Genomic DNA, 22,302 nt, shown 5'->3' with positions numbered 1-22,302 from the left:
GATGCCCTTTTTCATTCAATTAAAGGGGGAGAATGGTGAAAGGTTTGAATCAATTTCTTGACACAGATGTTGATGTTGTCATTTCAGGAGAAACAAGATTTGTTGGCACACTTATAGATATTGGACAGGATATTTTTGTTATATTTGATGGCTGTAATTATCTTTATATTCCCTTGCTGCATCTTCATCAAATGAACAAAGCAATAAATACGAATACTGAGAAACCAATGTTAATAGATCCGGAAGATACAATGATGGAGGCGGAAAATAATAGTTTTTCTTATAGAAACACATTAAACAAGGTGAAAGGCAAATTTATTGAAGTTTATGTAACGGGGGATCGGTCGATACATGGATATGTTACAAGTGTTTTAAATGACTATATTGTATTTTTTTCACCTGTATTTAAAACACTTTTCATATCTATGCATCACTTAAAATGGTTTACCCCTTATTCAACAGAACAAACGCCGTACACTCTAGACAATTCTCAATTGCCTGTCGTACCTTCCAGTGTTTCACTTGTGCGTAATTTCGAGGAGCAGATCAAAAAATATGTTGGTCAATTGGTCATATTTGATATGGGGGAAGTGCCAGAAAAAGTCGGTTTATTAAAAGATGTATCTCATAATATCATTGAGCTTATTAACGCAAGTGGAGAGTCAATCATTTGGAAGTTAAATCACCTAAAGACAATGCATCTCCCCTAGCGCAGCCTATACTGAAAATAAACTGCCCTCGAATAGCAGAAGGCAGTTTTTTGTTTTCATACTCTTCTAAAGAAATAACCAACTGATCCAAAAATATAAACATGTTAGCGTAAAAAGAACAGTCAGCGGAATGATTAAAATGGTCGTTTTTAAATATTCACCCCAGGAAATACTTTCATCATGCTGTTTTAATATATGCATCCAAATTAGTGTTGCTAATGTTCCTATAGGTAATAATAGGGAACCAATATCACTACCAATAATATTTGCCAAGTAGATGATTTTTGCTGTTGAAGGATTCAGGCTCATTTCCGTTAAAGTAAAAGTACTGATCATTAAAGCGGGATGGTTGTTAAATAGATTCGAAAAAACAGAGGTAGAGATGCCTGATACGAAAGTAGCGTAGGAGAGGCTTCCAGAAAGCATTGGTTCAAAATAATTGACAAGTAATTCAGTAAATCCAATATTGTGCAGCCCATAAATGAGGACATACATAGTAAAAGCAAAAATAAAAATGTGCCAAGGTGATTTGAAGAACAAGTCTCTAGGAGAGGTTTTGAAATAAACCCATCTCCAGGCCAAAAGGATAATCGATCCGATGACAGCGACAAGAGGAACGGAGATACCGGTATATGACGCGGCAAATAAGCTGATTCTGACGAGAAAAACAAATGCGAGTACAAATAACATTATTTTTGTTTGATTTCCTTCTGGTAATGGAGCTGATGGCGAATGAAGGGGATGGTACCTTCTGTGTTGCAGAGACTGAAAATGGTTCGGTATATCTGGCAGGCTTTTAGGAAGACGTTTATAAAAGAAAATAAACAATAGACAAGCCATAAAAATGAGTCCCATCATACTAGGGACAAACATCATGGCAGTGTGCAGATATAGATCCATGCCAATCATTTTGAGAGAAATTAAATTTACAATATTACTTACGCCGATCGGTGCGCTGGAGGCTGTAGCTATTAAAACGCCGCTTATTAAATAAGGGGTTTTTTGATGTTTTTTCAAACCTAAATATTTTAAAACCAGCAAAAGGATGGGGGTTGTGATCAAAACGCTCCCATCATTATTTAGGAAAATGGTCATTAAAAAGCAAAGTGAATTGGTTAACCAAAAAAGCTTGATGCCTGATCCCCTGGATTGTTGGAGCAGCTTGGCAGCCACCCAATAAAAGAACCCAAAACTTTCCAATGCAATGGCCATGATCATAGTGGCAAGAATTGTGACCGATGCACCTGTGACTTTTGATCCTATTTCTCCTAAGTCTGTCAATGACACACTTCCGCATAATATCACCATTAAAGCGCCTATTGTTGCGGGGATAGCTTCATTTAATCCTTTCGGTCTCCAGAAAATAAAAAGCATTGTTATGAAAAAAGCGAGCAATGTTAATATACTCGTGAACTGTGTAATATATGTCACCTCTCTCTATCTATCATTTTCAAAATCAACGATTGTCATGCGCTTACTCGTATCCTTGCCAACTATTTGTACTGTATGTATACGTATACTGATATGAAGTTGTACTAAGCGATTATATTATATTAATTAAAATTCCATGAGAATCCCAAAAGAAAAAAGAGTTCGCAAGTATCATATCAGGTACTTGCATCACTCTCTTTAGTTCTTAACTGCTGACAATTTGAAATATTAATAAATTGCTTCAAAAGCGGATTTTGATTGTCTTTGCGATAGGCGATAACCCATTCGGCATTCAGCTGTATTTTATCTATTGTTCGATAAGTCACATCCAAGTTAAATAACTTTTTAGCTGAGGAAGGTACAAATGTAATCCCGATGCCGGCGCTGACTAATCCAATGACCATTTGATATTCAGTCGCTTCTTGTACAATGTTTGGCTTAAAGCCAGCCTGCTCACAAAATTGGATGAAGTCAATGTATAAAGTAGGCCATGCTTCCTTGGCTACAGTAATAATCGGTTCATCTCTCAAATCTTCAATTGTAATGGCTTCCTTAGATGTTAACGGGTGTTGTTTAGGCAAAGCTAAAACACAAGGACTACTTTGGGCGATTTCAGTATGTAATGCTGTATGCTGCAACGGAGGATGAAGTATACCAATATCAATGTTTCCCTTTAGTAGCTCATCCTGCTGCCTAAATGAGGATATTTCCCGTAATTCAATTTTTACTGATGGGAATTTTTTACGGTATTCCCGGACAATCGGCGGCAGAAATTCATATGTAGCTGAGCCGACAAAACCGATAACGAGATGGCCGTGCTCGCCGCGAGCCGTACGCTGTGCCAGTTCAATCGCTTGATCAATTTGCATCAAAGCCGTACGGCAGTGAGTTAAAAATATTTCTCCGGCTGCGGTTAGCTCCACAAATCGTTTTGTCCTCTTCAGTAGCGTCACCCCGACTTCTTTTTCCAGCTGTTTAATCTGCTGGCTGAGGGGAGGCTGTGTCATGTTCAGCCGAAGCGCAGCTTTTCCGAAATGAAGTTCTTCGGCAACTGCGATAAAGTATTGAAGGTGGCGAAGCTCCATCAATCACACATTCCTTTCGTAGGTTAATAATTCGTAATACATATTAATCATAAGTCGAATTGATATTGGAGGTCAATTTCCAAAGAGTGTATAGTGAAACGTATCACAAGATTTATTTAAATTTTTATGTTTAAAATGCATAATAAGGAGTGAGGGTGTTGACAAAAGCAACAAAAGAACAAAAATCCCTTGTGAAAAACAGAGGGGCGGAGCTTGTTGTTGATTGCTTAGCGGAGCAAGGTGTCACACATGTATTTGGCATTCCAGGTGCAAAAATTGACGCGGTATTTGACGCTTTACAAGATAAAGGGCCTGAGATCATTGTTGCACGGCATGAACAAAATGCAGCATTTATGGCGCAGGCTGTAGGCCGTTTAACTGGAAAACCGGGAGTCGTTTTAGTCACATCAGGACCGGGTGCTTCTAACCTGGCAACGGGACTGCTGACTGCAAACACTGAAGGTGACCCTGTCGTTGCGCTTGCTGGGAACGTTATCCGTGCCGATCGTTTAAAACGAACTCATCAATCATTGGATAATGCGGCGTTATTTCAGCCGATTACAAAATACAGTGTAGAAGTTCAAGACGTAAAAAACATACCGGAAGCTGTTACAAATGCATTTAGAGCAGCGTCAGCAGGTCAGGCTGGGGCCGCTTTTGTGAGCTTTCCGCAAGATGTTGTGAATGAAGTCACAAACACCAAAAACGTGCGAGCAGTGGCAACGCCAAAACTTGGCCCTGCACCTGATGATGCAATCAGTGCTGCTATCGCGAAAATCCAAACAGCAAAACTTCCTGTTGTTTTAGTCGGAATGAAAGGCGGAAGACCTGAAGCGATCAAAGCGGTTCGCAAGCTTTTGAAAAAGGTTCAGCTTCCTTTCGTAGAAACATATCAGGCTGCCGGCACTCTTACGAGAGAGTTGGAGGATCAATATTTCGGCCGTATCGGTTTATTCCGCAACCAGCCTGGTGACCTGCTGCTTGAGCAGGCTGATGTTGTTCTGACAATCGGCTATGACCCAATTGAATACGATCCGAAATTCTGGAATGTCAATGGAGACCGGACGATTATCCATCTGGATGAGATTCTGGCTGACATTGATCATGCGTACCAGCCTGAGCTTGAATTGATCGGGGATATCCCATCTACTTTAAATCATATCGAACATGATGCTGTAAAAGTGGATTTTGCGGAACGTGAGCAAAAAATCCTTTCTGATCTAAAAGAATATATGCATGAGGGAGAGCAGGTGCCTGCAGATTGGAAGTCAGACAGACTGCATCCTCTTGAAATCGTTAAAGCATTACGAAATGCAGTCGAGGATAACGTCACTGTGACATGCGATATCGGTTCACACGCGATTTGGATGTCCCGTTACTTCCGCAGCTATGAGCCGTTAACATTAATGATCAGTAACGGTATGCAAACACTTGGTGTTGCGCTTCCGTGGGCAATCGGTGCTTCATTAGTGAAACCGGGAGAAAAAGTTGTTTCTGTCTCTGGTGACGGCGGTTTCTTATTCTCGGCAATGGAGTTAGAGACAGCGGTGCGCTTAAAAGCTCCAATTGTACACATTGTTTGGAACGACAGCACATATGACATGGTTGCATTCCAGCAAATGAAAAAATACAATCGTACATCTGCAGTCGAGTTCGGAAACATTGATATCGTAAAATATGCGGAAAGCTTCGGGGCAACCGGTTTGCGTGTCGAATCACCAGGCCAGCTGGAAGATGTTCTGCGTCAAGCCATGAATGCTGAAGGCCCTGTTATCATTGATGTCCCAGTTGACTACAGTGATAACGTTAATTTAGCGAGTGACAAGCTCCCAAAAGAATTTGGAGAACTGATGAAAACAAAAGCCCTCTAGCACTCTGCGCACCAAGACACTGTTTTTGAAGAACAGCACATTACTAAAGGAGTGAAGGGAATATGAAACACGAAAGCAATATTCAAATGCTGAGCCGCGGCAAAAAAGAACAGCCCGTGAGCCAAATTTATCAAGTATCAACAATGACTTCTCTTTTAGACGGAGTATATGACGGCGATTTTGAACTGTCAGATATTCCGAAATACGGTGACTTCGGTATCGGAACCTTTAACAAGCTTGATGGAGAGCTGATTGGGTTTGACGGCGAATTTTACCGTCTTCGTTCCGACGGCACTGCGACACCGGTGCAAAGCGGAGACCGCTCTCCGTTCTGCTCATTTACGTTCTTTACACCGGACATGACGCACAAAATTGATGCGAAAATGACACGTGAAGAATTTGAAAAAGAAATCAATAGCATTCTGCCAAGTAAAAACCTATTTTATGCCATCCGTATTGATGGATTGTTTAAAAAAGTGCAGACAAGAACGGTAGAACTGCAAGAAAAACCTTATGTCCCAATGGTTGAGGCGGTCAAAACACAGCCGATTTTCAACTTTGACAACATCAGAGGGACAATCGTTGGTTTCTTGACTCCTGCTTATGCGAACGGAATCGCTGTTTCGGGCTATCACCTGCACTTCATTGACGAAGGACGAAATTCAGGCGGACACGTCTTTGATTATGTGCTTGAGGATTGCACGGTGACGATTTCTCAAAAAATGAACATGAATCTCAGACTTCCAAATACAGCCGATTTCTTTAATGCCAATCTGGATAACCCGGATTTCGCCAAAGATATCGAAACCACTGAAGGAAGCCCGGAATAAAAAAGAAAGCCCGCACTTGTGCAGGGCTTTCTTTTTATTTGGCACTTTACCTGATTTTAGTTAAAATAACATTAAAACGATAAAGGTGTGGGTCTCCTTGAAAGTACTGGTTTTGGCTGTTCATCCGCAAATGGATACCTCAGTCGTCAATAAGGCGTGGGTAGAGGAATTAAGTAAACATGACAATATCACTGTACGGGAGCTTTATAAGGAATATCCGGATGAAGACATCGATGTTGCCAAAGAGCAGCAGCTGTGCGAGCAATACGATCGGATTGTTTTCCAATTTCCGCTTTATTGGTACAGCTCTCCGCCGCTTCTTAAAAAATGGCAGGATCTTGTGCTGACATACGGCTGGGCCTTCGGGTCAGAAGGGAAAGCTCTGCATGGCAAGGAGCTGATGCTGGCTGTTTCCACAGGAAGCGAAGCAGAAAAGTATCAGGCAGGCGGAGGGAACCATTATTCGATCAGTGAACTCCTGAAGCCGTTTCAGGCGACAAGCAATCTGATTGGCATGACATATCTCCCGCCATATGTGTTTTATGGTGTGAAATACGCAAATGCTGAGGATATTGCAATCAGTGCAAAACGGTTAGCGGATTATATCCAGCAGCCTTTTTCTTAAAAAGAAAAATGCCCTGTCCGGTGTGGGACAGGGCTTTCTCTATTAAAAATCGGGTAATTCAGATAGGTTGTTATCCTTTATGCCGTCTGGCTCACTTCGTAAAATGTCACGACCGTATTTATGAAATACATCAACATGAGCGAGCTTCCCAGCTTTTGCTTCTGATAGCGCAGTGGGATAGTCCAGTTCTCTTCCTGTGTTCGTTTTCACCGCGATAATATTGTCTTCCTCATTTCTTCTGACCGCGATAATTTCTTCTTTTCCGGACGTATCAACTGGCTGATCGATAGTTGTTTGTTTGGATTTATACGAGTCATATGCAGCTTCAAATTGATCCATTTTTCCACCTCCATCTCTTAACGTAAACAAAAATGCTGTTGATCATGTATAGGTTTCGACATGGCATACGACAATATTTCCTGAGAAATATTTTGAATGCGACAATTCAATCCATAATTAGCGAAGAAAAAAGGGATTCCGTTCTGTAAACGGAATCCCTTTTGGTTATTTTGTCATTTGCAGGTCCTTTGTTTTGATATAACCTGTCTTACCGCCGTAATCTACATAGACCCAATCAAAGTCAAAGCCGCCTTTTTTTGTTTTACTCCAGCCTAAAAAAGATACGCTTGTGTTAGCCGGGAGTGTCTTGATGCTTTTTCCTTCAGCAGATGTATATGCTTTCGTTTTTGTTTTGGTTTTTACCGTCGTTGCTGCCTTTACAATGTAATGAGTGGAGACAAAGCCTGTCTTTCCGTTTTTGTAATGAACCTTTGCCCAATCAGCGTTTGAAAACGAAATGAGCTTTAAGCTGTCGCCCAGATGAAGTGTATCGGCTTTAGAGCTTGAAGCGGAGGCCTTTGTTCTGACATTCAGAGCCTCTGCTGAAACCAAGTATGAATCAATCGGGTAGCTGTATAAATCATCAATGCTTACGTTTGTTACTGGCTGTTGTGCTTGAATTGTGTTTGCGCCGCCAGCAGAAGCGGCAGTTATTCCAGCTGCAAGTGCAAGTGTAGACAGTATTTTCGTGGATTTGTACATTGCGTTCCTCTCCTCACATAAGAGAAATAATCATTTCTATTATCCCTTTCACGTTTTGGCCGGTTGCTAAACATAAAAAAGGATCAGATAAAGATCTGATCCTTTCATTATTTTTTCGTTTCCAGCTTAAGCGGCGCTGATATTGTTTTCTTTACTTTCTTTCCATGTAAAATCTGATCCGCTGCTTCCGTTGCCAGTTTACCGATCAATTCAGGCTGCTGAGCGACAGTGGCTGAGAGCTTACCGTCTTGAATCGAAGAAATCGCATCCTTATTTCCGTCAAAACCGATGACTAAAATATTTTTACCGGAGCTGTTAATCGCTTCGAGAGCTCCAAGCGCCATTTCATCATTATGAGCGAAAACCGCTTGGATATCCGGGTGTCCTTGGAGCAGGTTTTCCATGACAGTCAGGCCTTTAGTGCGGTCAAAGTCAGCTGCTTGTTTTGTGACAACGGCCAGCTTTTGATCCGCGATTTTGTGAAAGCCTGAACCGCGTTCCCGTGTAGCGGAGGCACCCGGAACGCCTTCAAGCTCTGCCACCTTAGCACCTTTTCCAAGCTTGTCTGCGATGAACTCTGCAGCCATTTCTCCGCCTTTTACATTGTCTGAAGCCACGAGGGTTTCTACTTTGCCTTGTTCAGCGGACCGATCGATGGAGACGACAGGCACACCAATCGAATTTGCAGACTCTACTGCCGTTGAAATAGCCGAAGAATCAGTTGGATTGATTAACAAGGCATCAACGCCTTGCAGAATTAAGTCCTCCACATCACTTGTCTGCTTGGAGGAATCATTTTGTGCATCGACGATGATGACCTTCATTCCGCGCTTTTCCGCTTCTTTTTCAATTCCCTTTTTTAAAGAGACAAAAAAGGGATTATTAAGCGTTGAGATCGACAAGCCGATGGTAAATTCCTTTTTATTATCTGAGTTTGACGGCTTCGCCCATTGGGGAGGCTCAAGTGAACAGGCGCTCAATACAAACAGTGACAGTGCCAAAATGACGGATACAGCCTTTTTCATGTAAAACCCTCCTATGCTGACTTTTTGCGGTCTAATAATACCGCGATTAAAATGACAATTCCTTTAACAACCAGCTGATAAAATGATGAGACGCCAAGCAGGTTGAGTCCGTTATTGAGTGTGCCGATGATCAGCACCCCGATTAACGTTCCGATAATGCGCCCGCGGCCCCCGGATAGACTCGTTCCGCCTAAGACAACCGCCGCGATGGCATCCAGTTCATATGATTCTCCAGCTGTCGGCTGTGCTGAGTGGAGACGGGAAGTCAAAATCGCGCCGGCAAGGGCGGATAATAGACCGGCTAAAGCATAAATCATGACTTTTACACGTGTGACTTTTATGCCTGAAATGAGTGCCGCTTTTTCATTGCCGCCAATTGCGTATGTTCGGCGCCCGAACGGCGTTTTGTGTAGCAGCACCCAAAGGATAACAAAGGCGAGAACCATTGTAATTGCAGGTACTGGGATTCCCAAGAAATAACCGCGGCCGAACAGCTGAAAGGCATAGTTAGTGCCAAGCCCTGTGATCGGGTTTCCGTCTGTATACACAAGAGTAAGTCCGCGGAAGACAGTCATGGTCGCAAGCGTCGCGATAAAAGGGGCCATTTTCCCTTTTGTGATTAACAATCCGTTAATCATCCCGAGAAGAGCGCCAATCAGACAGCCTATGATGACGGCGAGAATCGGGTCGACACCAGATACAATCATACCCGCGACTAAGGCGCTGGACAGGGCGAGAATAGCCCCGACAGAAAGATCAATGCCCCCAGTTAAAATAACGAAGGTCATGCCGAATGCGATCAATCCGTTAATTGCCACCTGCCGTAGCAGGTTTAAAATATTTAGAGGCTCAAGGAAGCTCGAATTTAAAATCGATACAATCATAACGAGAATAAATAAACCGAGAAACGGGCCGAGCTTCTGCATGACGCCATCGAAGTGAATCTGTTTTTTTTCTGATTGCTTCAGTTGTTCCGTTTTCATGTTACCGCCCTCCCGTGGCAAGTGTCATAATTCGTTCTTGTGTCGCTTCACGCGCTTCGATGTCTCCGCTGATTCTGCCTTCATGAACAACGATGATTCTGTCACTCATCCCGAGTATTTCCGGCAGCTCTGATGACACCATAATGATGCCGACACCGCGGTCAGTGAGCTCATTCATCAGCGTATAAATTTCCCGTTTCGCACCTACATCCACGCCTCTTGTCGGCTCATCCAATATGAGCACTTTTGGGCCGATGCCGATCCATTTTGCAATCACGACCTTTTGCTGGTTGCCGCCGGACAAATGGCGCGCGTGCGTTTCCGGTGAAGCCGTTTTGATGGTCAGGCGTTTTATGAGAAGGTCTACAAACTCTGCTTCCCGCTTGTAATCAATGATGCCCTTTGGAGAAAAACTGGCCAAATTGGGCAGCGCAATATTTTCACGAATAGATGTGTCGAGCAGCAATCCCTCATCTTTGCGGTTTTCCGTAATGAAGCCAAGCCCTTTTTTTACAGCATCATACGGATTTTTAATAGCAGTCTTTTTTCCTGCAATCCAAATTTCACCCGAATCGAGCCGGTCAATGCCGAACAGCCCTCTCATCATTTCTGTACGTCCGGCTCCCATTAAACCGGAAACGCCGACAATTTCACCGGAACGGACATAAAAGCTGATATCTTCAAAGCGCCCTTTTGAGGAGGCGTTTTTCACCTCGAATATTTTGTCTCCGAGTGAAGGGACGCGTTTAGGGTATCGTTCCGTCAGCTCACGTCCGACCATTTTTTTCACGACCTCGGCAAAATTGGTTTCTGAAATGTTTGTTGTATCGACCGTTTTACCGTCACGCATGATGGTGATTCTGTCGCAAATCGTGAAAATTTCTTCCATTCGATGTGAAATGTATACAATGGAAACTCCGTTCTTTTTTAAGGCCGTAATGACGTCAAACAGCTTGCTGATTTCCCGTTCAGTCAAAGCCGCGGTAGGTTCATCCATTATGATCACCTCCGCATTAGTCATGAGCGCTTTTGCAATTTCAATCATCTGCTGCTGTCCGACGGAGCATTCACCCGCTTCTTGATCAAGAGAAAGAGAGACGGATAGTTTATCAAATTGCTCTTTTGCTAGCGCTTTCATTTTACTTGTTTGTAAAATACCAAATTTCGTTGACATTTCTTTACCGATAAATAGATTCTCAAGAACGGACATGTCCGGCCAAATATTCAGTTCCTGATGGATGAAGGCGATTCCGTGCTGCTCAGCTTCCTTTGGGTTGGAGAAATACGTCTCGTTGTCATTTATGGTGATCCGTCCTTTGTCCAGTTTGTGCAGACCAGTCAGAATGTTCATCAGGGTGGACTTGCCGGCGCCGTTTTCTCCCATCAATGCATGAACTTCGCCAGGCTTGAGCTGGAAGGATACACCTGAAAGCACTTGGTTTTTCGCGAATGCTTTATGAATGTCATTCATTTCGATTTGCATATCGATCCTCCTTTCTAGAAAAGCACGCCCGCCTGCAGGATGCAGTTGGCGTATGGTGTGAATTCTCCTGTTCGTATGACAGCTTTAGCTTCTTTGGTCAGCTCCTTAAATTCCTCGTGGGGAAGGCAGTCGACTGCCTCTTCAGAAAAAAGGGTTTCTATAAAACTCGCATTCTCTGGATTGGATACCTTTATTTCGGATGCGACTATCACCTTTTCAACCGCCATTTCATCTGCCAGCACTGCGGCTACATCCCGGAAAGCCGGAAAACCCGGCTTCAGTGAGAGATCGATTTTCAGAACGCTGTCAGGAACGGGCAGCCCTGCATCAGCGATTACAATTTTGTCAGTATGGCCAAGGTCAGCCAATAGCTTGGCAAGATGACTGTTCAAAATACCATGTTTTTTCATGACAGCAGCTCCTCTACTTCTTTTCTTGATGGCATTCCGCCTTGAGCACCGAAAGAACATACAGATAGGGAAGCGGCGCGGTTTGCGAACCGTAATGCAGCTTCAATATCTTTTCCCTCCGCCAGAGCCACTGCAAGAGCCGCGTTAAACGTATCACCTGCTCCGGTCGTATCGACAGGCTCAACAGGGAAGGAAGGGATGATCCGCTCTTTGCTGCCGGCTGAATAGCGCACGCCTTGTTTGCCTTCAGTGATAAAGAGCTTCGCCGGATAAAGCGCCAATGCTTCAGAAACCGTCAGCTCCGGGAATAAGATCTCCGCCTCATGTTCATTCGGCGTAAGATAGGTGGCGTGGTCAATGGTTTCCTGCTTTAGCGGGCGGGCCGGTGCCGGGTTAAGCATGATCGGGATGTCGTGAGAATGGCAGTATCTGCACACCTCATCAACTGTTTCTTCCGGGATTTCCTGCTGAATCAGGACCATATCGATATTTTCAAGCTTTTCGAGTGCGTCTATCGCATAAGATGGGGTGATCTCTTCATTTGCGCCTTTAACGACGACGATGCTGTTATCACCTTCGGCAAGCACGATGTGGGCGGTGCCGCTCTCTTTATGTGTAACCGGTTCCATATAGTCGGTGTGAACACCGTTTGCTTTTAAATTATTCATGATGGCTGTTCCATAATGATCGTCACCGACCTTGCCAATCATAAAAACATTTGCGCCAAGTCTGGCAGCGGCAACAGCCTGATTCGCCCCTTTACCGCCCGGCACAGTTTGAAATGAAGTACCCAGTACAGTTTCGCCCGCGTTTGGGCGTTTGTCTGAGGTGACCACCAAATCCATAGAACAGCTTCCAATCACACAAATATTACGCATCCTTTTCTTCCTTTCTTGTCGTATTTCTTCTTATATACATGACGGGCATTTGAATCGCCGTTTCTGCGAACGGCTGTTTTTTTATGATGCTCAAAAGCAGTTTAGCCGCTTCTTTACCCATGTCATATGCCGGCTGTTTAATTGTTGACAGCGGCGGAAACAGCAGCTCGCTTTGGGGAATGTCATCGTAGCCGATAATTTGAATATCCTCAGGCACTTTTTTTTCGCGACGCAAAGCTTCATGCAAAACAGCCGCTGCTTGAATATCATTACTGGCAATTATCCCGTCTGTCTCAGGATATATGGCAAACAGCTCCTTTGCCAGTGCTTGTGCATCCTTAAAAGAAAAGGACGCTGTCTCGATGATCTGAAAATCCACACCAGCCTGCTGTAATACCTCTAAAGCGCCGTGAAAGCGGTCTTGTGCAGTCGGCAGGTGAGCAGGACCCTTCAGGAGCGTAATGTGTTTGCTTTTTCCATGAACGATTGCTTCTGCTGCTAATTTCCCCCCGGTATGTCCGTCACTGGATACTGAAGGAGCGCCTTCAGGTGTTCTGTCCAGGAAAACGACTGGCTGATCAATCCCGCTGTATTCTTCAAGATGAGGATAATTTGTTGCAGCAATAATGCCTGCGACATGATTTTGTTTAAAGGTTTGAAGGTATTCAAGTTCTTTATTTAATTCCTCGTCACTGTTGCCAAAAATAAGCCGATAGCCTTCCCGGTTCAATTCATCCTCCGCGCCGCGGGCAAGCTGGGGGAAGAAAGGGTTCGTAATATCCGGAAGCAAAAGCCCGATCAGCCTGGATTCTCTTTTATAAAGAGACCTGGCGACTTCATTCGGATAATAGTTCAGCTTCTCCATGGCGGCCATCACACGTGTCCTCGTTTCTTCATGTACATAGCCGTTGTCATTCAGGACGCGGGAGACCGTTGCAACCGAGACGCCCGCGGCTCCCGCGACATCTTTAATTGTAGCCAACACAGCTCCTCCTTATTTGTGTAACCGTTTACATAGATAGATTATCATGACAATTCGTTATTGGCAATAAGAAAAAAACCAACCATGGCGATATAGCAAACCGAACTGTAAATGGTGTATAAATATGAGAATTTAAAGATAATCACGCTTTTTTTGACAAAGTCTTCACAAATCTGGATGAACTTTTCATGAACGAATATTAAGTTTTATTAAAATTGTTTCAAAGTCATGCGTTTAGACCTGTAAATAGGATAAAACAGAAAAGACTATCCGCCCAGAAAATGTTTAATTATGTTAGAGAACCTGGACCTGTTTGATTGCCGTTTTTATTGCCGGGGCCAGTAGTCAATTTGGAATGGGCCTAATATTGTCTATTCCGTGCAGAAAGGATGACATTATGACCTTATCCTTAAGAAACAAGCAAATATAATTTTGTGTTCATAAGAACCGGAAACACGCATTGTATCAGCAAAAGCCCGATATACCGGGCTGGAAAAAAGATTGATTTGAAATGCATATTAAACTGAACATTCAAGGTGTGACTAAACGTCTAGAAGGAAATCATTTGGTAAATGAAAGCGCATTCCTTTTTGGTGTTAAAAAAATCGATAAGATGTAAGTCCTGTCAATTTCCAAAAAAAGAAAACGGCTTGTGGGTATAAAATCTCTTTCAAAAGAGAAGTTTGGCTCAGTAGATTAGGGAAGATTATGTTACATAATGCCGATTGAGAATTCATAGTGATTCTATATACTGATGAATGAATTTACAACAATATAGAAGGAGATGTCGATAAGCAATGTGGTTACTCATTATAGCCTGTGCTGTCATACTGGTCATCGGAATATTAGAAAAACGGCGACATCAGAAAAACATTGATGCCCTCCCTGTTCGAGTGAATATTAACGGCATCCGAGGAAAGTCCACTGTGACAAGGCTGACAACCGGAATATTAATAGAAGCCGGTTACAAAACTGTCGGAAAAACGACAGGAACGGACGCAAGAATGATCTATTGGGATACACCGGAGGAAAAGCCAATTAAACGGAAACCCCAAGGACCCAATATTGGCGAACAAAAAGAAGTCATGAGAGAAACGGTAGAAAGAGGAGCCAACGCCCTCGTCAGTGAATGTATGGCCGTTAATCCGGACTATCAAATTATCTTTCAGGAAGAACTTCTTCAAGCCAATATCGGCGTCATCGTAAACGTGCTGGAAGATCATATGGATGTTATGGGGCCGACGCTTGATGAAATTGCAGAAGCGTTTACGGCTACTATTCCTTATAATGGCCATCTTGTTATTACTGATAGTGAATATACTGAGTTCTTTAAACAAAAAGCCAAAGAGCGAAACACAAAAGTCATCATTGCTGATAACTCGAAAATTACTGATGAATATCTTCGTAAATTTGAATATATGGTATTCCCTGATAACGCTTCTCTCGCACTGGGTGTGGCTCAAGCACTCGGCATTGATGAAGAAACAGCGTTTAAAGGAATGCTGAATGCGCCGCCAGATCCGGGAGCAATGAGAATTCTACCGCTGATCAGTCCGAGCGAGCCTGGGCACTTTGTTAATGGGTTTGCCGCAAACGACGCTTCTTCTACTTTGAATATATGGAAACGTGTAAAAGAAATCGGTTACCCGACCGATGATCCGATCATCATTATGAACTGCCGCGCAGACCGTGTGGATCGGACACAGCAATTCGCAAATGACGTATTGCCTTATATTGAAGCAAGTGAACTGATCTTAATCGGTGAAACAACAGAACCAATTGTAAAAGCATATGAAGAAGGTAAAATTCCTGCAGACAAACTGCATGATCTAGAGTACAAATCGACGGAAGAAATTATGGAATTGTTAAAGAAAAGAATGCACAACCGTGTCATATATGGCGTCGGCAACATTCATGGTGCCGCAGAGCCATTAATTGAAAAAATCCACGAATACAAGGTTAAGCAGCTCGTAAGCTAGGAGGAAATGCAGACATGTTCGGATCAGATTTATACATTGCACTAATTTTAGGTGTACTACTCAGTTTAATTTTTGCGGAAAAAACAGGGATTGTGCCGGCAGGGCTTGTTGTACCGGGATATTTAGGACTTGTGTTTAATCAGCCGGTCTTTATTTTACTCGTATTGTTAGTCAGCTTGCTCACCTATGTCATTGTGAAATTCGGATTATCCAAGTTTATGATTTTGTATGGACGCAGAAAATTCGCTGCTATGCTGATTACAGGGATCGTCCTGAAAATTGCCTTTGATTTTCTATACCCGATTGTACCATTTGAAATCGCAGAATTTCGAGGAATCGGCATTATCGTACCGGGTTTAATTGCCAATACCATTCAGAAACAAGGATTAACGATTACGTTCGGAAGCACGCTGCTATTGAGCGGAGCGACCTTTGCTATCATGTTTGTTTACTACTTAATTTAATGTAAGGTGTGTCAAACGATGAAAAAAGAACTGAGCTTTCATGAAAAGCTATTGAAGCTGACAAAACAGCAGAAAAAGAAAACCAATAAGCACGTATTTATCGCGATTCCGATCGTTTTTGTCCTCATGTTTGCTTTTATGTGGGCAGGCAAAGCAGAGACGCCAAAGGTTAAAACCTATTCAGATGACGTTCTTTCAGCCTCATTTGTAGGCGATATTATGATGGGGCGCTATGTTGAAAGAGTAACGGAACAAAAAGGGGTAAGCAGTATTTTTCAATACGTTGAGCCTATCTTTAAAGCATCAGACTACGTAGCCGGAAACTTTGAGAACCCGGTAACCTATAAAAAGAACTATAAGCAAGCAGAAAAAGAAATTCATCTGCAGACAAACAAGGAATCAGTAAAAGTCCTGAAGGATATGAACTTCACGGTCCTTAACAGCGCGAATAACCACGCCATGGATTACGGCGCACAGGGTATGAAAGATACACTTGAAGAGTTTTCAAAACATAACCTCGATATCGTTGGGGCTGGATACAGCTTGAGCGATGCGAAAAAGAATATCTCATACCAAGAAGTAAATGGGGTAACAATCGCAACCCTTGGATTCACGGATGTATCCGGCAAAGGTTTTGCGGCTAAAAAGAATACACCGGGCGTACTTCCCGCAGATCCGGAAATCTTTATCCCAATGATTTCAGAAGCGAAAAAACATGCGGATGTCGTAGTTGTACAGTCACACTGGGGTCAAGAGTATGATAATGATCCGAATGACCGCCAGCGCCAATTGGCAAGAGCTATGTCTGATGCAGGTGCTGATATTATCGTCGGCCATCACCCGCACGTCCTTGAACCGATCGAAGTCTATAACGGCACCGTCATTTTCTACAGTCTGGGGAACTTTGTGTTTGACCAAGGCTGGACAAGAACTAGAGACAGTGCGCTGGTGCAGTATCATTTAAAGAAAAATGGAACGGGACACTTTGAGGTAACGCCGATTGATATCCATGAAGCGACACCAGCCCCTGTTAAAAAAGGCAGTCTGAAACAGAAAACAATTATTCGCGAACTGACGAAAGACTCTAATTTTGCATGGGAAGTAGAAGACGGAAAACTGACTTTTGATGTCGATCACAGTGACAAACTAAATTCTAAATAATGGAGTGATATAAGATGAAATTTGTCAAAGCCATCTGGCCGTTTGTTGCCGTTGCAGTCGTGTTTATGTTTATGTCAGCTTTCAAATTCAACGATCAGCTGACTGATCAGGAAAAGCAGAAGATCAATACGGAAATTCATAAAATTCAACAGCAGGAAGAAACGGCAAACGCCGCTAAATAACACAAAAAAAAGAGAATGTCTTTCGAGACATTCTCTTTTTTTATTTGCCATTTCGAAAGCCAGCATATTCATTCTGTGAAAATATGAAAAAGTCTCTTAACATATCTAGAAAAATACCGATGTTAAAACTGCAAATAGAGGAGGAGATAATAAAAGTGAACACACTGGCAAACTGGAAGAAGTTTTTGCTTGTGGCCGTTATGATTTGTTTGTTGGTTCCTATTATGACAAAAGCGGATATTGCGGAGGCTGATACAAAATTTGATCTGGTCATCAGTGAAGCAAAGAAATGGCTTGGGTATAAGTATAAATACGGCGGTGAAACACCGAAAGAAGGCTTCGATTCGTCTGGATTGATTCAATATGTTTTCGGTCAAGCTGATATTCATCTGCCGAGATCGGTGAACGACCAGTCAAAAGTCGGGACAGCAGTAAAACCGGCAGATCTAAAGCCGGGTGATATTTTATTTTTCAAAAAAGCGGGAAGCAGCGGGACTGCACCGACACACGTCGCTCTTTACATTGGAGACGGGCAAATGATTCACAGCACGCTATCAAAAGGTGTTATTGTCACAAATTACGAAAAAAGCAGCTATTGGAGCGGCTCTTACATTGGGGCGAAACGAATTGCCGCCGATCCGGCAACTGCTGATGTCTCTGTTGTGCAGGAGGCCGAAAAATACCTCGGCATTCCGTATGTCTTTGGCGGAAGCACACCGTCAGAGGGCTTTGATTGCTCAGGGCTTGTGCAATATGTCTTTAAACAGGCGCTTGGCATATATCTGCCGAGATCAGCAGAGCAGCAGTGGGCAGTGGGCGAGAAGGTGGCGCCACAGAACATAAAGCCCGGCGATGTCGTCTATTTCAGCAACACGTACAAAAAAGGAATTTCACATGCCGGGATTTATGCTGGCGGAGGAAGATTTATTCAGGCGAGCAGGTCAGAAAAAGTGACCATTTCCTACTTATCAGAGGATTATTGGAAATCTAAGATGACAGGCATTCGCCGCTTTAACAACCTGACGATTCCGAAAGAAAATCCGATTGTGTCGAAGGCGACGCTTTATATTGGGGAAGTTCCTTACAAAAAGGGCGGGGTTTCTCCGGAAACAGGATTTGATACTTCTGGCTTTATCCAATATGTTTACCAGAAAGCGGCAGGCATTTCACTGCCCCGATACGCGACTGGCCAATATAAAGCGGGAACAAAGGTTGATAAGGCTGATCTGAAACCTGGCGACATTGTCTTTTTCCAATCAACAAGCTTAAACCCGGCCATCTATATCGGAAATGGGCAAGTCGTTCATGTCACATTAACAAATGGTGTAACCATTACGAATATGAATACGAGCACGTATTGGAAAGATAAATACGCGGGAGGTATTCGGGTGCAATAAAAAAAGACTCCAGTTTCTCTGGAGTCTTTTTTTATGCATATTGGCCGGAAAGAAGCTGATCAATAAAGTAGGACACGCCATTTTCATCATTGCTTTTTGTCACGTAAGTGCTTTTTTCTTTCAGTTCATCAATCGCATTTTCCATGGCAATTCGGTGTCCTGCCACTTCAAACATGGATAAATCATTCGGGCTGTCACCAATCGCATAGATATCTTGCGTCTCAATTCCGTATTTGCCGGCAAGCTCAGTCAACGCGCGCCCTTTGCCGGAAGAGGCTGGGAGAATTTCGATAATGTGCTCTCCGGAAGAGGTTTGCGCCAGTTTTTTATGATGCATCAGTTCTTCCTTCGCATGTCTCAGTTTTTCCATATCAAAAGAGAAGCAAAGGAGCTTGTAAATGTTTTCGCTGCCGTCAAAAATTGATTCGATATGCGGGATTGGTTTGATGCCAAACTGCTTGAACTGAGTCATGGCCCCTTGCCACAATTCATCCGTGTTTTCATTTGGGTTTGCGCTCTTTAAAATATCAAGCTCTGCTTGAAGCTTAGATTCGCCGTCAAAAGGAGAAAGCAGATGGTCGTCAGTATATACTTCAAAGTAAATATTTTTTGAGAGCAGGTAATCAGCGATCGCTTTGCCGGCCTCTTGATCCATTAATGTCCGGCTGATCAGGCGGTAGCCTTTGTCATGAACCGTTCCGCCATTTGCCGCGATGATAGGGATATCCAAGTCTTCCAGCAACGCTTTAACATCAAACGTTGCTCTCCCTGTGCAAATGGTAACGAGGATACCTGCATCAAGCGCCCGCTTAATAGCCGCTCTGTTTTCCTCAGAAATAATGCTTTCTTTATTCAGCAATGTACCGTCTAAATCAATCGCTATTAATTTCATATGTAGGGGAAACCTCCTTAAAAATGCTGCTTCGTGTAGTATGTTCAGCTTTCATACGAAACATAAATCGTATAGGTCAAGGCTAAACCTTACGATGCTATTTTTCAACAATGAAATATGTAAAACGGGATGGCTCATCGCCATCCCGTTCATTATACACCTAAATCGGTTTGCAGCTCTTCTTTCACTTCCTGCAGATTTTCCTGATTCAATCTGAAATAGTAGACACCGCCAGGCTTATAGTCATAGCCTGTCAGCTGGATGGACTCAACCGACTTCAATGAAGTGATAAACGGGAATAACCCGATGGCATCTTTAAGAGAAAGATTCATTTTTAAATTTTCTCCCATTGTATCCACAATATCATCATAAGCCGGAATGGAGCTAAGCGATTTTGATTTATCGATAATGGCTTTCAGCACTTCCATTTGTCTTTGTCCGCGTAAAAGATCACTGTCGGCTTTACGTGTTCTTACGTATGCCAGCGCTTCTTCTCCATCAAGCGTGTGTGTGCCTTTTTGAAGGACTACTTTTCCTTTTGTATCCTTTTTGATTTGCTGGATGACTTTATCGCTTTTAACATTAACGGTGACGCCATTCAGCTCATTTACAACGTCTTCAAACGCTGTGAAGTTGCTTTCGACTACATAATCAACGGGAATATCAAGCATTTCTTCTACTGTTTTCACACTTAGATCTACGCCGCCATAGGCGTGAGCATGCGTAAACTTATCATAGCCGTGGCCTGGAATATTCACATAGGCGTCGCGCGGAATGCTCAGCATTTTGGCTGTTTTTTCTTTGCGGTTAAAGGTAACCAGCACATTCGCGTCACTTCTTGCCTGATCGACACTCTCGCCGTTTTCCTCTCTGGCATCAATTCCTAAGAGCAGTACAGAGAAGGAATCCTTTCCGGGATTAAATTCTTTAATCCGTTTTACCGATTGTTCTCCGCGGGCAAGACTGACGTGAGCCTCTTTAGAAGCATTGTTCAGTTTTACATAGGCGTATGTGCCGACAGAGCCTGCGGCAATAATAAGAAAAGCCATTACACCGGCTAATAATTTCACCCATTTTCTCAGACGTCTCTTTTTCTTCTTACGCTGTGATCGTTCTTCCATATCCATACCTCTCGTTTCATTAATAGTTGAAGCGTACCATTCATCTTGCCATACGGCAACTCCTGATAAGACAATATTCGATAAAAATTCCTATATTTATATGTTTTTGTTTTTTAAGATTGAATGATAATGTGCTGAATCACCTTATATTGGACGCCGCTGGGGAAAAAATGTTTCAGTAAAGTTGAAAAAAACGCCAGTAAATTAATGGATATGTGATGTTTGTACGTCTGCATAGGTTTACTTGTCAGAAAAATAGGCTAATAGATTTCTAAAAAACTCCGTGGACAGTACCATTGGATCACTGATAGGAGAAAGGGAGTCATTCTATGAAGAAGCAGTCAAATATATGGCTTTATTTTTTCGGCGCTCTTGGTGGCGCTTTATACGGCTATGATACCGGCGTCATTTCGGGAGCCATTCTATTTATGAAAAAGGATTTAGGTCTCAATGCCTTTACAGAGGGACTTGTTGTCAGCTCCTTATTAATCGGAGCGATACTCGGTTCCGGAGCGGCTGGCAGGCTGACGGACCGTTTTGGCAGAAGAAAAGCGATTATGGCTGCCGCGCTGCTGTTCTGTATAGGCGGCTTGGGTGTTGCGCTTGCACCAAATACAGGAGTGATGGTGCTGTTTAGAATCCTGCTGGGACTGGCAGTCGGAACATCGACAACGATCGTGCCGCTGTATTTGTCTGAACTTGCGCCAAAAGAGAAACGGGGTGCGTTATCGTCCCTCAACCAGCTGATGATTACGGTTGGTATTCTGCTTTCCTATATCGTCAATTACATATTTGCCGATGCGGAAGCGTGGCGCTGGATGCTTGGACTTGCTGCCGTGCCATCATTGCTATTGCTGATTGGTATTTTGTTTATGCCGGAGAGCCCGCGCTGGCTGTTTACGAATGGCGAAGAGAATAAAGCGAAAAAGGTTCTCGAAAAATTGCGTGGCACAAAGGATATTGATCAGGAAATACACGATATTCAAGAAGCGGAAAAAGAGGACGAAGGCGGTCTGAAGGAGCTGCTCGATCCGTGGGTGCGCCCGGCGCTGATTGCCGGATTGGGACTGGCGTTTCTGCAGCAATTTATCGGTACGAACACAATCATTTATTATGCGCCGAAGACCTTTACAAATGTTGGGTTCGGAAACTCCGCCTCTATTTTAGGAACGGTCGGAATCGGAACAGTGAATGTTCTGATGACTCTTCTCGCCATTAAAATCATTGATAAAGTCGGCAGAAAACCGCTGCTGTTATTCGGGAATGCCGGCATGGTGATCAGCTTGATCATCCTGGCTATGGTGAATCTCTTTTTCGATAACACCCCGGCCGCATCATGGACGACAGTCATTTGCTTAGGCGTGTTTATCGTTGTGTTTGCGGTCAGCTGGGGCCCGGTTGTCTGGGTCATGCTCCCTGAGCTATTCCCGCTCCATGTGAGAGGCATCGGGACTGGGGTCTCCACCTTGATGCTGCACGTCGGAACTTTGATTGTTTCATTAACCTATCCAATTTTAATGGAAGCGATCGGCATCAGCTATTTATTCCTGATTTTTGCTGCGATTGGCATTATGGCGTTTCTATTTGTCCGCTTTAAGGTGACAGAGACGAAAGGAAAAAGCCTTGAAGAAATCGAGCAGGATTTGCGCGATAAAAACGGCGGCCAGAGAGGTTCGGCAGGTAAACAGCAGACAGTGGAAACGTAAATCATAATCAAAAGGGTGCTGCCAACAGGCGCACCCTTTTTGCTGC

General features: G+C 43.4%; 22 protein-coding genes. 10 read left to right on the top strand and 12 right to left on the bottom strand.

All coding sequences use genetic code 11. The annotated features are described in order from the left end of the window. The first annotated feature begins 35 nt into the window (after positions 1–35). A complete protein-coding gene (locus V6D42_RS12105) occupies positions 36–710 on the top strand; it encodes a DUF2642 domain-containing protein (protein ID WP_333513382.1) in 675 nt (224 codons plus the stop codon). A gap of 66 nt (positions 711–776) precedes the next feature. Here the strand turns inward: V6D42_RS12105 and V6D42_RS12100 are convergent, their stop codons facing one another. Together V6D42_RS12100 and alsR are read right to left on the bottom strand one after the other, a co-directional pair. Then, a complete protein-coding gene (locus tag V6D42_RS12100) occupies positions 777–2,105 on the bottom strand; it encodes an arsenic transporter (protein WP_333513381.1) in 1,329 nt (442 codons plus the stop codon). Between the two features lie 212 nt (positions 2,106–2,317). Next, a complete protein-coding gene (alsR, locus tag V6D42_RS12095; RefSeq protein WP_010332129.1) occupies positions 2,318–3,226 on the bottom strand; it encodes an acetoin biosynthesis transcriptional regulator AlsR in 909 nt (302 codons plus the stop codon). Positions 3,227–3,384: 158 nt separating this feature from the next. Here alsR and alsS point away from each other — a divergent pair, with 158 nt between their 5' ends. The 3 genes from alsS (at position 3,385) to V6D42_RS12080 (ending at position 6,552) form a co-directional block, all read left to right on the top strand. Continuing rightward, positions 3,385–5,097 (top strand): acetolactate synthase AlsS, encoded by a 1,713-nt coding sequence (gene alsS, locus V6D42_RS12090; protein WP_333513380.1) that lies wholly within the window; start codon positions 3,385–3,387, stop codon positions 5,095–5,097. Positions 5,098–5,159: 62 nt separating this feature from the next. After that, positions 5,160–5,927, top strand: a complete 768-nt coding sequence (budA, locus tag V6D42_RS12085) for an acetolactate decarboxylase (RefSeq protein WP_326129374.1) — start codon at positions 5,160–5,162, stop codon at positions 5,925–5,927. Positions 5,928–6,024: 97 nt separating this feature from the next. Continuing rightward, the gene (locus V6D42_RS12080) at positions 6,025–6,552 is read left to right on the top strand and encodes an NAD(P)H-dependent oxidoreductase (protein WP_333513379.1); all 528 of its coding nucleotides are present in this window, start codon (positions 6,025–6,027) and stop codon (positions 6,550–6,552) included. Positions 6,553–6,594: 42 nt separating this feature from the next. Here V6D42_RS12080 and V6D42_RS12075 read toward each other — a convergent pair whose 3' ends face one another. The 8 genes from V6D42_RS12075 to V6D42_RS12040 form a co-directional block, all read right to left on the bottom strand. Then, a complete protein-coding gene (locus V6D42_RS12075) occupies positions 6,595–6,891 on the bottom strand; it encodes a DUF3892 domain-containing protein (RefSeq protein ID WP_333513378.1) in 297 nt (98 codons plus the stop codon). Between the two features lie 165 nt (positions 6,892–7,056). Next, positions 7,057–7,593 carry an SH3 domain-containing protein gene (locus V6D42_RS12070; RefSeq protein WP_333513377.1) on the bottom strand — a complete coding sequence of 179 codons (537 nt, stop codon included), beginning with the start codon at positions 7,591–7,593 and terminating at the stop codon, positions 7,057–7,059. A gap of 107 nt (positions 7,594–7,700) precedes the next feature. Continuing rightward, positions 7,701–8,618 (bottom strand): ribose ABC transporter substrate-binding protein RbsB, encoded by a 918-nt coding sequence (rbsB, locus tag V6D42_RS12065; protein ID WP_333513376.1) that lies wholly within the window; start codon positions 8,616–8,618, stop codon positions 7,701–7,703. Positions 8,619–8,629: 11 nt separating this feature from the next. Next, positions 8,630–9,601, bottom strand: a complete 972-nt coding sequence (gene rbsC, locus V6D42_RS12060; RefSeq protein WP_333513375.1) for a ribose ABC transporter permease RbsC — start codon at positions 9,599–9,601, stop codon at positions 8,630–8,632. 1 nt (position 9,602) lies between these two features. Further along, complete coding sequence (locus V6D42_RS12055; RefSeq protein WP_333513374.1) at positions 9,603–11,084, bottom strand: sugar ABC transporter ATP-binding protein; 1,482 nt, start codon at positions 11,082–11,084, stop codon at positions 9,603–9,605. A 14-nt stretch (positions 11,085–11,098) separates the two neighbouring features. Then, positions 11,099–11,494, bottom strand: coding sequence for a D-ribose pyranase (rbsD, locus tag V6D42_RS12050; RefSeq protein WP_010332120.1), 396 nt, complete (start codon positions 11,492–11,494; stop codon positions 11,099–11,101). Then, the gene (gene rbsK / locus V6D42_RS12045) at positions 11,491–12,372 is read right to left on the bottom strand and encodes a ribokinase (RefSeq protein WP_333513373.1); all 882 of its coding nucleotides are present in this window, start codon (positions 12,370–12,372) and stop codon (positions 11,491–11,493) included. The genes rbsD and rbsK overlap by 4 nt, the downstream gene beginning before the upstream one ends. After that, on the bottom strand, positions 12,365–13,354 hold the full coding sequence (locus tag V6D42_RS12040) for a LacI family DNA-binding transcriptional regulator (protein WP_333513372.1): 990 nt from the start codon (positions 13,352–13,354) through the stop codon (positions 12,365–12,367). The genes rbsK and V6D42_RS12040 overlap by 8 nt, the downstream gene beginning before the upstream one ends. A gap of 797 nt (positions 13,355–14,151) precedes the next feature. Here V6D42_RS12040 and pgsB point away from each other — a divergent pair. The 5 genes from pgsB (at position 14,152) to V6D42_RS12015 (ending at position 18,537) form a co-directional block, all read left to right on the top strand. Next, positions 14,152–15,333, top strand: a complete 1,182-nt coding sequence (gene pgsB / locus V6D42_RS12035; protein WP_019715925.1) for a poly-gamma-glutamate synthase PgsB — start codon at positions 14,152–14,154, stop codon at positions 15,331–15,333. A gap of 14 nt (positions 15,334–15,347) precedes the next feature. Beyond that, on the top strand, positions 15,348–15,797 hold the full coding sequence (gene pgsC, locus V6D42_RS12030) for a poly-gamma-glutamate biosynthesis protein PgsC (RefSeq protein WP_010332116.1): 450 nt from the start codon (positions 15,348–15,350) through the stop codon (positions 15,795–15,797). 18 nt (positions 15,798–15,815) lie between these two features. Next, on the top strand, positions 15,816–16,958 hold the full coding sequence (gene pgsA / locus V6D42_RS12025) for a capsular polyglutamate synthetase PgsA (protein ID WP_168748903.1): 1,143 nt from the start codon (positions 15,816–15,818) through the stop codon (positions 16,956–16,958). Between the two features lie 14 nt (positions 16,959–16,972). Further along, positions 16,973–17,140 (top strand): hypothetical protein, encoded by a 168-nt coding sequence (locus tag V6D42_RS12020; protein ID WP_326328897.1) that lies wholly within the window; start codon positions 16,973–16,975, stop codon positions 17,138–17,140. 155 nt (positions 17,141–17,295) lie between these two features. Further along, positions 17,296–18,537, top strand: a complete 1,242-nt coding sequence (locus V6D42_RS12015) for a C40 family peptidase (protein WP_333513371.1) — start codon at positions 17,296–17,298, stop codon at positions 18,535–18,537. A 31-nt stretch (positions 18,538–18,568) separates the two neighbouring features. Here V6D42_RS12015 and V6D42_RS12010 read toward each other — a convergent pair whose 3' ends face one another. Together V6D42_RS12010 and V6D42_RS12005 are read right to left on the bottom strand one after the other, a co-directional pair. Beyond that, positions 18,569–19,429 carry a Cof-type HAD-IIB family hydrolase gene (locus tag V6D42_RS12010; protein ID WP_333513370.1) on the bottom strand — a complete coding sequence of 287 codons (861 nt, stop codon included), beginning with the start codon at positions 19,427–19,429 and terminating at the stop codon, positions 18,569–18,571. 152 nt (positions 19,430–19,581) lie between these two features. After that, positions 19,582–20,550: an LCP family protein gene (locus tag V6D42_RS12005; RefSeq protein ID WP_333513369.1), complete on the bottom strand. Its 969-nt coding sequence runs from the start codon at positions 20,548–20,550 to the stop codon at positions 19,582–19,584. 329 nt (positions 20,551–20,879) lie between these two features. On the opposite strand from V6D42_RS12005, the gene V6D42_RS12000 reads away from it, so the two are divergent. After that, on the top strand, positions 20,880–22,256 hold the full coding sequence (locus V6D42_RS12000) for a sugar porter family MFS transporter (protein ID WP_333513368.1): 1,377 nt from the start codon (positions 20,880–20,882) through the stop codon (positions 22,254–22,256). Positions 22,257–22,302: the final 46 nt, after the last annotated feature.

It is taken from the genome of Bacillus sp. 0909A (genome assembly GCF_036765115.1).
Taxonomy (GTDB): Bacteria; Bacillota; Bacilli; order Bacillales; family Bacillaceae; genus Bacillus; species Bacillus mojavensis.
This window is presented reverse-complemented; position numbering and strand designations above follow the sequence as displayed.

Excerpts from the sequence above, each read along its gene's own strand:
- alsR (WP_010332129.1), bottom strand. The coding sequence starts at position 3,226 with ATGGAGCTTCGCCACCTTCAATACTTTATCGCAGTTGCCGAAGAACTT.
- budA (WP_326129374.1), top strand. The coding sequence starts at position 5,160 with ATGAAACACGAAAGCAATATTCAAATGCTGAGCCGCGGCAAAAAAGAA.
- V6D42_RS12075 (WP_333513378.1), bottom strand. The coding sequence starts at position 6,891 with ATGGATCAATTTGAAGCTGCATATGACTCGTATAAATCCAAACAAACA.
- V6D42_RS12070 (WP_333513377.1), bottom strand. The coding sequence starts at position 7,593 with ATGTACAAATCCACGAAAATACTGTCTACACTTGCACTTGCAGCTGGA.
- rbsB (WP_333513376.1), bottom strand. The coding sequence starts at position 8,618 with ATGAAAAAGGCTGTATCCGTCATTTTGGCACTGTCACTGTTTGTATTG.
- rbsC (WP_333513375.1), bottom strand. The coding sequence starts at position 9,601 with ATGAAAACGGAACAACTGAAGCAATCAGAAAAAAAACAGATTCACTTC.
- V6D42_RS12055 (WP_333513374.1), bottom strand. The coding sequence starts at position 11,084 with ATGCAAATCGAAATGAATGACATTCATAAAGCATTCGCGAAAAACCAA.
- rbsD (WP_010332120.1), bottom strand. The coding sequence starts at position 11,494 with ATGAAAAAACATGGTATTTTGAACAGTCATCTTGCCAAGCTATTGGCT.
- rbsK (WP_333513373.1), bottom strand. The coding sequence starts at position 12,372 with ATGCGTAATATTTGTGTGATTGGAAGCTGTTCTATGGATTTGGTGGTC.
- pgsB (WP_019715925.1), top strand. The coding sequence starts at position 14,152 with ATGTGGTTACTCATTATAGCCTGTGCTGTCATACTGGTCATCGGAATA.
- pgsC (WP_010332116.1), top strand. The coding sequence starts at position 15,348 with ATGTTCGGATCAGATTTATACATTGCACTAATTTTAGGTGTACTACTC.
- pgsA (WP_168748903.1), top strand. The coding sequence starts at position 15,816 with ATGAAAAAAGAACTGAGCTTTCATGAAAAGCTATTGAAGCTGACAAAA.
- V6D42_RS12020 (WP_326328897.1), top strand. The coding sequence starts at position 16,973 with ATGAAATTTGTCAAAGCCATCTGGCCGTTTGTTGCCGTTGCAGTCGTG.
- V6D42_RS12010 (WP_333513370.1), bottom strand. The coding sequence starts at position 19,429 with ATGAAATTAATAGCGATTGATTTAGACGGTACATTGCTGAATAAAGAA.
- V6D42_RS12005 (WP_333513369.1), bottom strand. The coding sequence starts at position 20,550 with ATGGAAGAACGATCACAGCGTAAGAAGAAAAAGAGACGTCTGAGAAAA.
- V6D42_RS12000 (WP_333513368.1), top strand. The coding sequence starts at position 20,880 with ATGAAGAAGCAGTCAAATATATGGCTTTATTTTTTCGGCGCTCTTGGT.